The organism is Paenibacillus xylanexedens, from assembly GCF_001908275.1.
GTDB classification, from domain to species: Bacteria; Bacillota; Bacilli; order Paenibacillales; family Paenibacillaceae; genus Paenibacillus; species Paenibacillus xylanexedens_A.
In genome coordinates this window covers 2,491,989-2,506,029 of the sequence record NZ_CP018620.1, presented here as the reverse complement: position 1 = coordinate 2,506,029, position 14,041 = coordinate 2,491,989, and the positions used below count along the sequence as shown (strand labels likewise).

The 14,041-nt window shown below is 46.7% G+C and carries 17 protein-coding genes, 1 tRNA gene and 1 riboswitch; of the genes, 6 read left to right on the top strand and 12 right to left on the bottom strand.

What is annotated here, in order from left to right; all coding sequences use genetic code 11:
- Window positions 1-15: 15 nt before the first annotated feature.
- The 4 genes from BS614_RS10980 to BS614_RS10965 all read right to left on the bottom strand — a co-directional run bounded on the left by BS614_RS10980 (window position 16) and on the right by BS614_RS10965 (window position 1,880).
- Entirely contained in the window at window positions 16-438 is a 423-nt protein-coding gene (locus BS614_RS10980) for a thiol-disulfide oxidoreductase DCC family protein (protein ID WP_074093994.1), read from the bottom strand.
- A gap of 188 nt (window positions 439-626) precedes the next feature.
- Entirely contained in the window at window positions 627-905 is a 279-nt protein-coding gene (locus BS614_RS10975) for a hypothetical protein (protein ID WP_017690003.1), read from the bottom strand.
- A 99-nt stretch (window positions 906-1,004) separates the two neighbouring features.
- A complete protein-coding gene (locus BS614_RS10970) occupies window positions 1,005-1,250 on the bottom strand; it encodes a zinc ribbon domain-containing protein (RefSeq protein ID WP_036610816.1) in 246 nt (81 codons plus the stop codon).
- 210 nt (window positions 1,251-1,460) lie between these two features.
- A complete protein-coding gene (locus BS614_RS10965; protein ID WP_017690005.1) occupies window positions 1,461-1,880 on the bottom strand; it encodes an organic hydroperoxide resistance protein in 420 nt (139 codons plus the stop codon).
- Between the two features lie 399 nt (window positions 1,881-2,279).
- Here BS614_RS10965 and BS614_RS10960 point away from each other — a divergent pair, with 399 nt between their 5' ends.
- Window positions 2,280-3,575, top strand: coding sequence for an Nramp family divalent metal transporter (locus BS614_RS10960; protein WP_036611122.1), 1,296 nt, complete (start codon window positions 2,280-2,282; stop codon window positions 3,573-3,575).
- A 105-nt stretch (window positions 3,576-3,680) separates the two neighbouring features.
- Here the strand turns inward: BS614_RS10960 and BS614_RS10955 are convergent, their stop codons facing one another.
- On the bottom strand, window positions 3,681-4,364 hold the full coding sequence (locus BS614_RS10955; RefSeq protein WP_074093993.1) for an HAD family hydrolase: 684 nt from the start codon (window positions 4,362-4,364) through the stop codon (window positions 3,681-3,683).
- 127 nt (window positions 4,365-4,491) lie between these two features.
- Complete coding sequence (locus BS614_RS10950; RefSeq protein ID WP_235193755.1) at window positions 4,492-4,890, bottom strand: HAD family hydrolase; 399 nt, start codon at window positions 4,888-4,890, stop codon at window positions 4,492-4,494.
- Between the two features lie 115 nt (window positions 4,891-5,005).
- Window positions 5,006-5,181, bottom strand: a riboswitch (cyclic di-AMP (ydaO/yuaA leader).
- Window positions 5,182-5,552: 371 nt separating this feature from the next.
- On the opposite strand from BS614_RS10950, the gene BS614_RS10945 reads away from it, so the two are divergent.
- A complete protein-coding gene (locus BS614_RS10945; protein ID WP_036610823.1) occupies window positions 5,553-6,032 on the top strand; it encodes a glutathione peroxidase in 480 nt (159 codons plus the stop codon).
- A 151-nt stretch (window positions 6,033-6,183) separates the two neighbouring features.
- Here the strand turns inward: BS614_RS10945 and BS614_RS10935 are convergent.
- Window positions 6,184-6,266 (bottom strand) — tRNA-Leu (locus tag BS614_RS10935).
- A 444-nt stretch (window positions 6,267-6,710) separates the two neighbouring features.
- On the opposite strand from BS614_RS10935, the gene BS614_RS10930 reads away from it, so the two are divergent.
- The 3 genes from BS614_RS10930 to BS614_RS10920 all read left to right on the top strand — a co-directional run bounded on the left by BS614_RS10930 (window position 6,711) and on the right by BS614_RS10920 (window position 8,545).
- Complete coding sequence (locus tag BS614_RS10930; protein ID WP_162158974.1) at window positions 6,711-7,412, top strand: urease accessory protein UreF; 702 nt, start codon at window positions 6,711-6,713, stop codon at window positions 7,410-7,412.
- A 266-nt stretch (window positions 7,413-7,678) separates the two neighbouring features.
- Complete coding sequence (locus tag BS614_RS10925; RefSeq protein WP_017690011.1) at window positions 7,679-7,882, top strand: hypothetical protein; 204 nt, start codon at window positions 7,679-7,681, stop codon at window positions 7,880-7,882.
- Window positions 7,883-7,909: 27 nt separating this feature from the next.
- Window positions 7,910-8,545, top strand: a complete 636-nt coding sequence (locus BS614_RS10920; RefSeq protein WP_074093991.1) for a nitrogen regulation protein NR(II) — start codon at window positions 7,910-7,912, stop codon at window positions 8,543-8,545.
- Window positions 8,546-8,575: 30 nt separating this feature from the next.
- Here the strand turns inward: BS614_RS10920 and urtE are convergent, their stop codons facing one another.
- The 5 genes from urtE to urtA form a co-directional block, all read right to left on the bottom strand.
- A complete protein-coding gene (urtE, locus tag BS614_RS10915; protein ID WP_074093990.1) occupies window positions 8,576-9,271 on the bottom strand; it encodes an urea ABC transporter ATP-binding subunit UrtE in 696 nt (231 codons plus the stop codon).
- On the bottom strand, window positions 9,249-10,058 hold the full coding sequence (gene urtD / locus BS614_RS10910) for an urea ABC transporter ATP-binding protein UrtD (RefSeq protein ID WP_074093989.1): 810 nt from the start codon (window positions 10,056-10,058) through the stop codon (window positions 9,249-9,251). Before urtD ends, urtE begins: the two co-directional genes overlap by 23 nt.
- Entirely contained in the window at window positions 10,021-11,112 is a 1,092-nt protein-coding gene (urtC, locus tag BS614_RS10905) for an urea ABC transporter permease subunit UrtC (RefSeq protein ID WP_074096792.1), read from the bottom strand. The genes urtD and urtC overlap by 38 nt, the downstream gene beginning before the upstream one ends.
- Window positions 11,113-11,133: 21 nt before the next feature.
- Window positions 11,134-12,039 carry an urea ABC transporter permease subunit UrtB gene (urtB, locus tag BS614_RS10900; RefSeq protein ID WP_074093988.1) on the bottom strand — a complete coding sequence of 302 codons (906 nt, stop codon included), beginning with the start codon at window positions 12,037-12,039 and terminating at the stop codon, window positions 11,134-11,136.
- Between the two features lie 180 nt (window positions 12,040-12,219).
- Entirely contained in the window at window positions 12,220-13,470 is a 1,251-nt protein-coding gene (gene urtA, locus BS614_RS10895) for an urea ABC transporter substrate-binding protein (protein ID WP_074093987.1), read from the bottom strand.
- A gap of 261 nt (window positions 13,471-13,731) precedes the next feature.
- Between urtA and BS614_RS10890 the strand changes: the two genes are divergently transcribed.
- Complete coding sequence (locus BS614_RS10890; RefSeq protein WP_036669066.1) at window positions 13,732-14,034, top strand: urease subunit gamma; 303 nt, start codon at window positions 13,732-13,734, stop codon at window positions 14,032-14,034.
- Window positions 14,035-14,041: the final 7 nt, after the last annotated feature.

The following is a 14,041-nucleotide window of genomic DNA, read 5'->3' as shown; positions in this document are numbered from 1 at the left end:
TATTTCCGTTATTAATCATAAAAATCGATCTTTGATCTCCGGTGTAGGCAACATGCACGCTTCATCCTTGCCAAACCAGCGATAACGGTTGCGAGCAACCCAGTTATAGACTGCATTACGAATAAATTTCGGCACAATAATGAACACATATAACAACGGATAAGGAAACTTCAGACCTTTAGCCAATCGCAGTGCGGCGGTTGAACGTGTATAGTATTTTCCATTTTCAATCAGAACAAAGGTGTCCATACTGTCTGTCGACAAATTGCCTTTCTTCAGCAGTTCCTTGGCTACATCCGATTGAAGCGATGCAAAATGATATTTCCCTTCCGGGTCACGCTTAATAATCCATTTGGTTAAGCCCTGGCAGAAGTGACAGACGCCATCCACCAGTACGATGGGATGTCCCTGATGCACATCCGTTTGATTTGCTGTCATATTGGCTGCCTCCTATTGTTGCGGTTAGAGTAACTTACCCACTTTGAGCCATCTTGTTCACTAATTCTAAATTTATTTATAGAAGTAGTTCAAAAAGACTGAAAACCACTCTTTTTGAACAAGCATTAATGGGAAATAGAAAGAAAAAGAGCGCAGGCACTGTGCCTACGCTCGTATCTGTCCGACAATTACTCCGTAACTGCCTTTTCCATCCATTGGTCATCGATCATTTGTTGATGCAGGTCACTTGCCCACTGGTCCATACATTTGCAAATAAAATCTTTGCGACATACTGGACAAGGCGTTTTCTGCAAACGACTGATATTGGTCATCTTCCATTCCGGGGAACGGGAGTAGAATACACGGCATTTTGTACCGTCTACCAAATTCATTTTAAATTCGTACAATCCGTCTTCCTTGTTACCATAAGCTAATTCTAAATCTGCAATACGCGGTCTATAAGACATGGATATCACCTGTTTAATTCAAATTTGGTTCATGCAATGACACTACTCAGTACTAAGTTATATTAAAGAAAATTCAGTTCAATGTCAACTCGCGCATGTCTATCCGCCAAACAGAATATCCAGAATAGTCCCTACCTGCCCCTGTTTTTTCCCTTTCAAGACATCCGGATCAAATACTTCAACATACCCGCAGGAAGCACAAGCCACGAACAGGTAGTGGTTATGCTGTATATCGAACATCTTGCTCAGGCCTGCTCCTGACATGGAAACTTCCTTAATGTTACAATCCGTGCCTCTGCATTTCGTACACACAAATCGCCGCTCGATCATCTCTTCAATACTCATCTTTGTTCCCCCTTTATGGAATGTGTAGCATGAAGTGAGAGTGCAATTATGTAAAATAGTACGCGATCTGGCATCTAATCTCCTGCATCATGTCCTTATATGATAATCAACACAAAACCCTGCCGATTGCCAGCAGGGCTTTGTAGTCGAACATCAGGTATCTGGGATAACCTGCTCTATATGTTCCCTTTACTTACCAGGAGTCAAATCTTAAACTACGTTTAATACAACATCAATGTTGCCGCGTGTTGCTTTGGAATATGGACAGAAATCATGTGCCTTGCGGGCCAGATCTTCTGCTTGACTGTGATCCACACCAGGCATACTCACGTCCAGGCGAACAGATAATTGAAAACCGTCATCCGCAGGGTCTTTACCAATGGATACGTTACTTGTAACGACCACATTCTCCAATTTCACACCTGCTTTACGAGCAACATTGGCAAGGGCACTCTCATAACATGCTCCATATCCAGCTGCGAAGAGCTGTTCAGGGTTGGTACCTTCACCACCGGAACCTCCAAGCTCTTTCGGCATTTTCAAATCATGTTTGAGCACGCCATCCGAAGAAGTTACTGAACCTGTACGTCCACCTTTAACTGTCGCTACTGCTGTATATAAAGCTTCCATTAAGAATCTCTCCCTTATCCATTTAGTTTTTACTGCCTTCCTTTCAATTTAAACTTCTGGCTCATTTTGAAACGCATTTTAGTTCTTTATAAGCTTTTACAACTTTATTATTTTCATGCATTTCAACGCCATGGCTGTATTTTTCCCAAGGTTGGTTAATATACGAAGGGGCATCTTCAAATTAGAACCGAAATTTTTGTGTTAATACATAAAAGTTGCACTAGACAAAAATTATTGAAGGAGTACAATGTAACAATAAACATAAAAATTTAGATATATCATGAGCGGTTTGTCCCGCATCAATATTTCCAAATCAATAATTCAAAGTCAGGTGATTATCGTATGAGTAAAAAAAATCCGTTCAACGCTCCTTCAAGAGAATCATTGTCTACTGCGGGCATGACCCCTTCCCTTGGAGAAGCACATAGTTCCATGAAAGTTCCGCAGAATGCTGCATGGTGGAAGAAATTTCTCGCCTTTGTAGGCCCAGGATACCTCGTTGCCGTAGGTTACATGGACCCCGGTAACTGGGCAACAGATATCGCAGGTGGCTCGCAGTTCGGGTATACCTTGTTATCCGTCATCCTGCTCTCGAACCTGATGGCCGTTGTACTTCAATCGTTAGCCGGAAAGCTTGGAATCGTCACTGGACGGGATCTGGCCCAAGCCTGTCGCGAACGCTTCAGCATGCCTGTTGTCATGATGTTATGGATACTGTGTGAGCTTGCCATTGCAGCTACTGATCTGGCTGAGGTCATAGGTTCTGCCATCGCGTTAAAGCTGTTATTTAACATCCCCATGTTATACGGCGTTATCATCACCGCAGTTGATGTACTCCTGATTCTTGTGCTGCAAAACAAAGGCTTCCGCGCTTTGGAAACACTTGTCATTGTGCTGATGGCGACCATTGCCCTCTGCTTCGGGATTGACCTGTTCCTGGCAAAACCGGATATGGGCGGTGTTCTCCATGGTTTTGTACCAAATGTTGAGATTCTACAAAACCCGGCTATGCTCTATATCGCCATCGGTATTATAGGGGCAACCGTGATGCCGCATAATCTGTACCTGCATTCTTCCATTGTGCAGACCCGTCAGATCGAACAGACACCACAGGGTAAAAAAGAAGCTATTCGGTACTCGACCATGGACTCGACAATCGCACTGACACTTGCCCTGTTCATTAATGCAGCCATCCTGATTGTATCTGCTGCTGTATTCCACAGTGCTGGTATGACGCAGGTTGCCGAGATCGCAGATGCCTACCATCTGCTGACACCTCTATTGGGTACTACGGTTGCAAGTATTCTGTTCGGTGTGGCGCTGTTAGCATCAGGTCAGAACTCTACCCTTACAGGTACACTCGCTGGGCAGATCGTTATGGAAGGTTTCCTGAACATTCGAATTCCGGCTTGGCTGCGCAGACTGGTCACACGTCTGATCGCCATCATCCCGGCGGTAATTGTTACAGCGATTGCAGGAGAACACGGCACAGAAGAACTGCTCATTTTGAGCCAGGTCGTGCTGTCGCTTCAATTGCCCTTTGCTGTAATTCCCCTGGTGATGTTCACGAGTGATAAAAAAAGCATGGGTGCATTCGCCAACAAATTGTGGCTCAAAATCATCTCATGGGTCATTGCCGCGATTATCGTTGTGCTGAATGTATATCTGATCATTCAGACGATCCGCTTGTTCTAATCTCGTTCTTATCGACAAAATACTAAAAAGGCTGATCAACTCCGGTATTCTATACCCAAGTTGATCAGCCTTTATTGTTGCAATCCAATAAACAACCATCTGCATCTAATCCTGATTTGGCATCAGTAACGGCAGAAGTTGATCCAATGAATCAACAGTCCAATCCGCACGTTGGTCATCCGATAGTTCTGGCTGGAATCTTCCGTAACCCTGCATAATTCGAATCGTACGCATGCCCAGCTTCCGAGCAGGAATAATGTCATTATCGATCCGATCCCCGACCATGACGGCTTCCTCTGGCGCGCAGCCTGCCTGTTTCAGGGCCACAGCGTATAACTCGGGATCTGGCTTGGACACCCCTTCTTCAGCCGAGCAGGCCAGAACATCAACATACTTCCGCAGTCCGTAGCTTTCCAGTCTCTCTTCCGTTCCAGGACTCTGATTGGCAATAATGCCAATGTGATAATGCCGTGACAACTGCTGAAGAACAGAATCCGCTGAAGGAAAAGGACGTTCAAGATCTTTTTGAAACTTCAGCTTGTCCTGAATCTGTTTCTGATGCCCCTCGTCTTCAACAAATGTGCGAATCGCCACTCTCATAGGCCATTGCTCATATTTTCGGTAACAGTTCGCGAACAGTTCGCGTACCGCCTCAATTGTCACCGGATACCCCAAAGCACAAGCTTCACGGACGAACTGTCCGATAATATCATCAACCGGCTCCCATTCATCCACCAGTGTATCTCCAACATCAAAAAACAACCACTTTAATCCACCCACATCCGGCACGCCAATTCCTCCTTGTAAGCATAAAAAAGAAGACTCACCATCTTGCATGAGTCTCCTCAAACTTCCGTTTATCGATACATTCAATTATAACAGGCACCTCACACCTGAGCAATCACAAGCTATGGCATTAACCATTGAGGAGAAAGCCAACTTCCCCATTGAGCGAATATACAATCCGGTCTGCGCCCATGCCCCGATAGATGCCCTTAGGATGACTCTGCTCCGTAATGACGCACAGGGATTTCGATGTCCATGAACGGCAGATCTGTAAATAACGACAGGTCAGATTCAGGCTGTTCTCGAAAATAAACACGTTGCCTACGCTGCCCTGCGGCAAAAACCATTTTTGAGCTGCAGCCGTATTCATGCGAATGACATGTTCTACTCCGATTCTACGGAGTCGGCGCTCTTCCCCTGCACTGTTGGTTAGAACGGCAAACGGCATTTTTTTGTACATCAGCAATTTGATAAATTTGCGTCCTGCTTCATTTGGAGCAGTCACTAAGATCATCTCAGTATCCATCATTCGTTCCTCCCTTGGCGTGAAAAGACAACAAAAAAGAAGCGTGGGGGACCAAGGCCTCCCGAACGCTTCTTAAAGAATCCATGGCGAAAACGCCATGAACCAGCGTACGGCTTGTTGCCTCTCCCTTTAACGCTTACGAGGTTAGCTGACGGATTCGGGCGCGAGAGTCGCCCTATTTCCGGCTGTCACCGGAAAATTCACCCCATGAATGCCTACTGTCCTGGACAGCGCATTCCGTTGGTTCCCCCGTTTTCCACTCATGAATGAATGGAAACTCAGCGATTAAAACATCGTTCGTATATCTTAAGATAAGATCGAGCGATATTATCGTTTGTTTCGTTTTTCATATACAATTTAGTTTAAATTGAAATTACGTTATGAATCATACACCCGTGCCATGACGGTGTAAAGTCCTCACAGATCACCGAATCGGCAGATTTTTGCCAATACTCATCCATAATAACGCTTACAATAAGGTTATACTCTATCCATCTCTTCAAGGCTATCTAATTCTCACTCTGACGAAAATCACTTCGCAATTCATTCACGTATTCTGCACAACTTGCCTGTTTTGATTCTTTTAACACCATATAAGTTTTGCATTATTTAATTGTAACCAATATAATAGAAGATATAAGAGTAAATAAATGGAGGCGATTTAGATGACAGTCTACGATTACAAAGTGAATACCCTTCGCGGTCAAGAAGTTGAAATGTCCGACTACCGTGACAAAGTGCTCCTGATTGTGAATACGGCAAGCTCATGCGGACTTACCCCTCAATTCAAAGGTCTGCAAGAATTGCAAGACAAGTTCCAGGATGCGCCATTTGAAGTCCTTGGTTTCCCAAGCAACCAGTTTGCACAGGAAAAAGGATCTTCCGACGATATTGCCGAGTTCTGTCAGATGAATTATGGCGTGAGCTTCCCCATGTTTGAGAAAATTGATGTGAACGGCTCAAGCGCTCACCCTCTTTTCCAACACCTTAGCACAGAAGCTCCTGGCCTGCTCGGCTCCAAAGCAATCAAATGGAATTTCACCAAATTCCTCGTGGATCAGAACGGACAGGTCATTAAACGTTATGCTCCCAAAACAACACCGGACAAGATTGAAGAAGATATCAAGAATTTGCTGCAAAAATAATACATTGGCCACCCGTAGCCGGAAGGTAGAGCACCATTGCCCCGGTAATGGATGGCCTTTTTTTCTCAACTTTGATGTCATACTGTTCGCAAAAGACAAAAAAAAAGAAGCTTTCCATTAACGGAAAGCTTCTTTTTAATCGTTCATATGATGCGGTCGAGAGGACTCGAACCTCCACGGGCATACGCCCACTACCCCCTCAAGATAGCGTGTCTGCCATTCCACCACGACCGCATGTCGTAAATAATCGGCAACAGAGTTGATTATACCGGGTTCTGAACTAAAAGTAAAGTATTTTTTAATACTTCTTTTTCAGCTAGGCATTTTCATCAAAAATCGCATAATCTCGTCATCTTTACCCATGAACTGCATATTATTAGATTTGATCCCCTCTTTTTCGGTAAGAGCCGATCTTGTTGATTCATTTATATATAGTCCTTCCTTATATGTAGTCCTCCCTGCACTTCACCACATAAATAACACAATAAGTTATATAAAATAACACAAATATTAAATCCCAGATTTGATCCATTAAATTTCACTGATGCTATTGACAAAAAGCGGACATTTATGGGATGATAACTATCATATAATTCGGATTTTTAAACATAAAGCAAACAAAAAGGAATATAAATGTCACTTTAAGTAACATTTAACGAACACAGGAGGCGAATGATTGTGAACCGTGGGAATAAGCTGCTCGATTATGTCAAACTGCTTGATTCCTCTATTCAGGTTGGAGGGTTCACCCATTCCTTCGGCATGGATATCCATATCAGGGAGGGTACCATTCGTAATGCTGAAGATCTCGAATCATTCATGCGTTGTCAGTTGCATCCCAGCATCGTTCGTCTTGAAGGTATGGCCATCAAAGGCATCTATACCGCAGCAGATCACAAGGATACATGGCGGATAGCTCTGATCGACAAGCTCGTCCATGTTCAGCGAACCCCTGGAGATCTCAGAGAACAAGCTGCCGCCATGGGTAAACGATTGATCAGACTCGCACGCGCTCTGCACCCCTGGATTGAATTCAGCCAGCTCGAACAGATTTTTGCCAAATACGATTCGGTTGGCTGCCTCTCCACTGTTCATGCCTGGATTAACCACCACCTCGACATCCCGGTCGAAGAGGCGGTCCTTGGTTACCTGCATTCAGCCATGAATGCCTGCATAACCGAAGCCTCCAAAGTCATTCCCCTGAACAACGATACAACCAAGGATCTGATGGTCCGCCTGGCCACAGATCTGGAGAATGAATGGAAGACCGTCAGCGCCTCGGCTGCGGATGGACTGGCACAGCCAACCTCGATGTCCATGAAATCATTTTTCCCCAGTTTCCATATGCTTGGAGCTGGACTTCATGCCTACAGGGCCTAATCCTCTTCCTCCTCATACCTGCTCCCCTTCATTCAAACAAACTAAAAAACACGCGGCAACCTCCTTGCCGACGTGTTTTTTGTCATTTTATTTGTTTTATTTACGTATTTACGCCATTTATCATCACAAAATACACTTTTTTCCGTCTTTTTTAATTGTTAGATGACGAATTTACGTATATAATGAAACATACAGCTCGCATTTCTATATATTCTACATGAAGAAAGGGCGGCTGAATACTACATTCTAATCAGGGGTGAACCCTTTTGAACAAGAAAAAACCAGTTACTCCGTTCGGATGGGCCATCAAACGACGGCTAACCGAACTTCAAGTGGACCAGAAGACCTTTTGTGAACAGCATGGCATCCCACCCTATCGTTTATCCAATCTTATTCACGGCACACGCAAAGCAACCCGATTCAGGCACCTGGTCGCTGATATTTTGGATATTCCAGATGAACTGAGATAAGATTTCTGCCAAAGGAGGGTCCTATCCATGAGACATGTTACATCCGATCTGGAGAGGCTGTCGTTCCAGTCCATACGTCACCAGCTCATCATCGTTGATCACAATTGGATTATCCAAAGTTGTAACCGTGCCTGGCAACAGGGACTCGGTCAATGCTCACCAAACCCGGATATACACAGTAGTCATAGACATTACCTGCACCTGACGGAAGCCTGGGCAAAACGAGGCAAGAACGCAAACATGGCACTTGTCGCACAGAATTTGAAAGAACGCGGAATACCCTTTAATCGAAATCATACATATGACATCTGCGTGTATACTGTATACAACGAAAAGAGGTGGTTTCGTGTAGAACTCACCCCTCTATCTTATGCAAATTCAATTCTGGATACCGATCTCGCTTTGATTTCACACATGGATATTACCGAACAGAGAAAGACAGAACACCAATTGAAGAAGGCATTGTCTGAAGTGCGCACATTGCGCGGACTGCTGCCTATTTGCGCCGTCTGCAAACAAATCAAGGACGAAGAGGAACACTGGAACTCCGTTGAGAGTTATCTGGAGAAGCATACCCACGCCGAATTCACCCATGACATCTGTCCGGAATGCATCCGGCGGTTATATCCGAAATACTCGAATATCCTGGACAAGCGTTCCTGAAACCTTTCTCCTCTCGCCGACTAACTATAACTATACGGAGAGATGATGTTCAAACTGCGACATATCCAGTTCTTGCGGTGTCCCATGCAGGGTTATGGTCCCTTTGTCCATGATATAGATGTAGTCTGCGGCACTTCGTACAAAATCGATACTCTGCTCTACCAGCAGAACCGAGAGGTTCCCCTTTGCCTTGAGCTGCAAAATAACCTGCCGAATGTCCTCCACGATAGAAGGCTGGATGCCTTCTGTCGGCTCATCAAGGAGCAACAACCCCGGACGCGAAGCCAGTGCCCGGGCGAATGCCAACTGTTGTTGCTGTCCACCACTCAGATCCCCGCCCTGCCGTCCATACATCGTCGCAAGCACTGGAAACATCGCCAGTACATCCTCCGGGAACGTTTTTACTCCCGGCGCACTTGTCTCCAGACCGAGCAACAAATTTTCTTTCACCGTAAGCTGCGGGAAAATCTCCCGCCCCTGCGGTACATAACCGATCCCTGCCCTTGCCCGCTTGGCTGTGTCCAAGGTGGATAACTCCTGGTTTTGCCACCGAATACTGCCCTTACGTGTTTTGAGCAGCCCCATTAATGTTTTCATCAACGTTGTTTTCCCTACACCGTTACGGCCCATCAGACACACCACCTGTCCAGGCTGTACATCCAGGTTCACACCACGAAGCACATTGCTTTCCCCGTAGCCGGATTCAATTCGTTGCAGCGACAGCATGGTCATCCCTCCTTTTGCCCAGATACACTTCTGCCACTTTCGGGTCTGCCTGTACCTCCGCCATCGTACCTTCCTTCAGCAGTTTCCCTTCATGCATCACCGTTACCTTGGCTGCGAACTCTCGCACAAACTCCATATCATGCTCCACCACCACAACCGAGCGTTCACGCGCAATCTCTTGCAGAAGTCGCCCGGTCTTATGTGTTTCTTCATCCGTCATGCCTGCGGCTGGTTCGTCCAGCAACAACACCCGCGGCTCCTGCAGAAGCAACATGCCGATCTCCAGCCACTGCTTCTCCCCATGCGACAACGCTCCTGCACGAGCATCAACGCGATCTTGCAGACCAATCTGGAGGGTAACACGCTCCATGGCAGCACTCATTTTCCCATATCTCCGAATGCCAATGGCTTGCAAAGGAGAACGGCGAGTCTCCGCCGCCAGCGTCAGATTCTCCTGCACCGTCAGACCTGCAAAGATCGATGGCGCCTGGAATTTGCGTCCCACACCTTTGCGAACAATCTGGTGCTCCTTCAGTCGTGTTAATTCCGTACCATCCGCCATCTTCACCGAGCCGGACATGGGTTTTGTTTTGCCGCATATCACATCCAGCATCGTTGTTTTCCCAGCACCATTGGGTCCGATCAGAAAATGCAAGTCATGTTCGTGCAGCTTCAGATTCATGCCTTTGACAGCAACGAACCCACCAAAGGCCACTGTAATATCCTCGGCTACCAACACTGTCGATTCCTCAGTAGACTTCAGGTTTTTCCCGAGTGACTTGGACATGCGCACTCTCTCCTCTCCGCTTCAGCAAGCGAACGACATGACGATATACACCTACAATACCGTTTGGCATGAACAAAACGACCGTTACAAAGAGCCCACCAATGACAAACAACCATCCTTCGGGATAAGCCTCACTTATGCCTGTTTTGGCTGCATTCAGCACCACCGCTCCGATGACCGCTCCAATAAGAGTACCGCGACCACCCAGCGCAACCCACAGGACCATCTCAATGGAGGGCACAATCCCCATCATGGATGGCGAGATAATACCCACCTGAAGAACAAACAACATGCCCGCGATGCCTGCAAGCGCACCGGAAAAAGCAAAAGCCAGCGTTTTATATCCTGCCGGATCATATCCGAGGAATCGCACCCGATTCTCTCCATCACGCGCAGCTTCGAGCACTTGGCCGAACCGACTGTTCACCATTCGACGACAGAGCACATACGCGATCACCAGAACAGCAAGCGTTATATAGTAGAGAGCAATCGTCGTTCCAGCGGAATGAAGTGTAAAACCAAAGATCGAATTATATCCGGTGATGCCATTTGTCCCACCCGTCCATTCCTGTTTACCAACAAAGAGTGTTACCATAATAAGAACCAAAGCTTGAGTCAGGATGGTAAAATAAACACCGGTGATCCGGTTGCGGAACGTAAACCACCCCAGAGCAAAGGCAAGCAATGCTGGAAGGGCTATCCCCAATAACAGCGCCACCGGGAAAGAGCGAAATGGTTCCCAGAACCACGGCAGACCACTGAGACCACTCCATCCCATGAAGTCAGGAAGCGTTGCTCCACTGGCCTGAAGCTTCAGATACATCGCCATCGCGTACCCACCCAGACCGAAGAACACCCCATGCCCAAGGCTCAGCACACCCCCATATCCCCATATCAGATCGAGACCGATGGCCAGGATTGCCAGTGCCAAAAACTTGGCTAACAGACTCAGACGAAACTCCGTGGAGATTAATGGAGCAAGACACATCATGATCAGCACAACCGCCCAGATAATCCTCATTTTCAGACTGCCGGTCTTGAGTAAAGCGGACATGAACTAACCCCCTTTTTCACGTTAATCGAGACTCCGTGTACGCATCGCGACCAATCCGCGTGGTTTCCATTGCAGGAAAGCAACGATACATACAAACACAAGCACCTTGCCAATGGAGGCCGATGTATAGGTTTCGAACAGCGTGTTGAACATACCAATCCCCAATGCACCACACACGGTTCCGACCAATTTCCCTACGCCACCCAGGACAACGACCATGAACGCATCCACAATATAATACGTACCAAGCGAAGGACCAATCGGACCAATGAGCGTTAATGCACAGCCAGCAATTCCGGCAATGCCCGAACCAATCGCAAAGGTCATGCCATCCACCCGCCGGGTCGAAATCCCAAGACACCCCGCCATGCTCCGATTTTGCATTACAGCCCTCATTCGTCTTCCGGAAGATGTTCGATAGATATAGAGATACATACACAGCAGCACAACCGCAACCAGTGCGATAATGAAGATTCGTTTATACGGAAATACAATACCATCCGAGATCGCCAATCCCCCATTGAGCCAAGCCGGACTGGATACTCCCACGTTTGGCGCTCCGAATATCGTACGGGCCAGTTGTTGCAGCATCATGCCTACACCCCATGTCGCCAGCAGACTGTCCAGCGGCCTGCCATATAGATGCCGGATCAGCACCACTTCAAGCAACCAGCCAATCAGAGCCGCTACAATGAACGCAATCGGCAGAGCCACAATAAAGTAGGCACCAAACCACGCCGCTGGAGCATAGGACATGAACAGATTTTGTGTTACATATGTTGCATATGCACCGATCATGATCAGTTCACCGTGAGCCATATTGATGACATTCATCAGTCCAAACGTTACCGCAAGCCCCAATGCAATCAACAACAGAATTGAACTGATACTCAGACCATTGAACATCTGCAGGATAAACATATCCATCGCTATCCCCTCCTCCATACCGTGACTCTCGATATTTCACAACTTAAATTAGCGGCAGCAATATTTTTCATATCACAGTAACGCTTTACCGCGATGCGGTGAGAGGATGTGTTGTCACACCCTCGTTTATGTGTCGGCTGCTTTGAAGCGAGTTGCCTGTTTTATTGCGAGGTTTCTATGTTATTTAGCGCTGAGGGAAGCTCCCCATTCATACGTTTTCAGATAAGGGTCCGGCTTGACAGGCTCACCAGAATTCCACAATTCCTTGAACTGCCCATCCTCCTGCACCTCACCGATCCGTACGGTTTTGTAGATATGCTGATTCTCTCCATCCACGGTTACCTTACCTTCCGGGGCATCAAACTCCAGACCCTTGGCAGCTGCCTTCACCTTCTCCACGTCGGTTGATCCTGCTTTTTCCACCGCTGCCTTCCAGAGATAAACCGCCACATATCCCGCTTCAATCGGATCAGCTGTCACTCGATCAGCACCGTATTTTTCTTTATACTTGGCAACAAATGTTGCATTCTCAGGTGTATCCGTTGTCTGATAATAATTCCACGAAGCCAGATGTCCCTTCAATACGTCTGCACCAATGCCACGGATTTCTTCCTCCGCTACACTCACCGAGAGGGTCGTCATCTGATCCGAGGAGATTCCAGCATCCTTCAATTGTTTGAAGAAGGCCACATTGCTATCTCCGTTCAGCGTATTGTATACAATATCCGGCTTTGCAGCTTTGATTTTGCTAATGATGGTACTATAATCGGTATGACCCAGCGGTGTGTATTCTTCACCCACTACTTCGCCGCCTTCTGCTGCGAGTTGTGCCTTAATGACCTGATTGGCCGTTTTTGGGAATACATAATCTGAACCGAGCAGATAAAACGTCTTGCCCCTGTTCTCCAGTAACCAGGTTACGGATGGAACGATCTGCTGATTGGTTGTTGCTCCTGTATAAAAAATATTTGGCGACGATTCCAATCCCTCATATTGCACCGGGTAAAACAATAAACCTTTATTCTGTTCAAACACCGGGAGCATAGCCTTCCGACTTGCAGAGGTCCATCCACCAAATACAGCAGCGACCTTATCCTGTTGCAGTAACTTTCCAGCCTTCTCCGCAAAAGTAGGCCAATCCGAAGCGCCATCCTCAATTACAGGCTCAATCTGTTTACCCAAAACTCCGCCCGCGGCGTTGATCTCTTCAATGGCAAGCATCTCCGCATCTTTAACAGATACTTCACTGATCGCCATCGTTCCGCTGAGAGAGTGAAGAATGCCAACTTTAATCGTATCACCGGATGCAGCCGGCTCTCCTGTACCACCTGAACCCGAAGCTTCAGGCGGCGCAGTGCCCTCCACACATCCTGTCATCACAATGACCGCACCCAGCAAAATACTCCATAACTTGACCGACCTCTTCTTCAATAGCCTACACTCCCTTTTTTTAGTCTATTGACGAACATTAAGGTCATTTGCGTCCGAAATGTTCGTTGATCCAAATTATGGAGGGTTCCTCTCTTCATGTCAATATAGCTTACATAATTTTATTTCATGCCTACTCGTTTCATGCATACTGCTAATATGCCTTGAAGCTTATTGACAAAGGATTCACCCTGTGTGAGTATATTTAACATACAATATGATCCATGAACATATCAGACATTATAAGCGAAAGGTCGGATTGCCTTGCACTGGACTGAGCAGGAAAAGGAAAAACTCCTGATTACCGTGGCCGCTAACCTCTCCCGTGAACGAAGAGCACGCGGACTCAAGTTGAATGTTCCCGAAGCCATCGCCTTGTTGACCTCCGAACTGATGGAACGAGCACGGGATGGAATGAGTGTTGCCGAATTAATGAGATACGGAGGCACCATCCTGACACGCGAAGACTGTATGGATGGTGTTCCCGATATGATTCCTGAAGTACAGGTAGAAGCCACATTTCCTGACGGTACAAAACTGGTTACCGTACATGAACCCATCCGCTGAGAAAGGC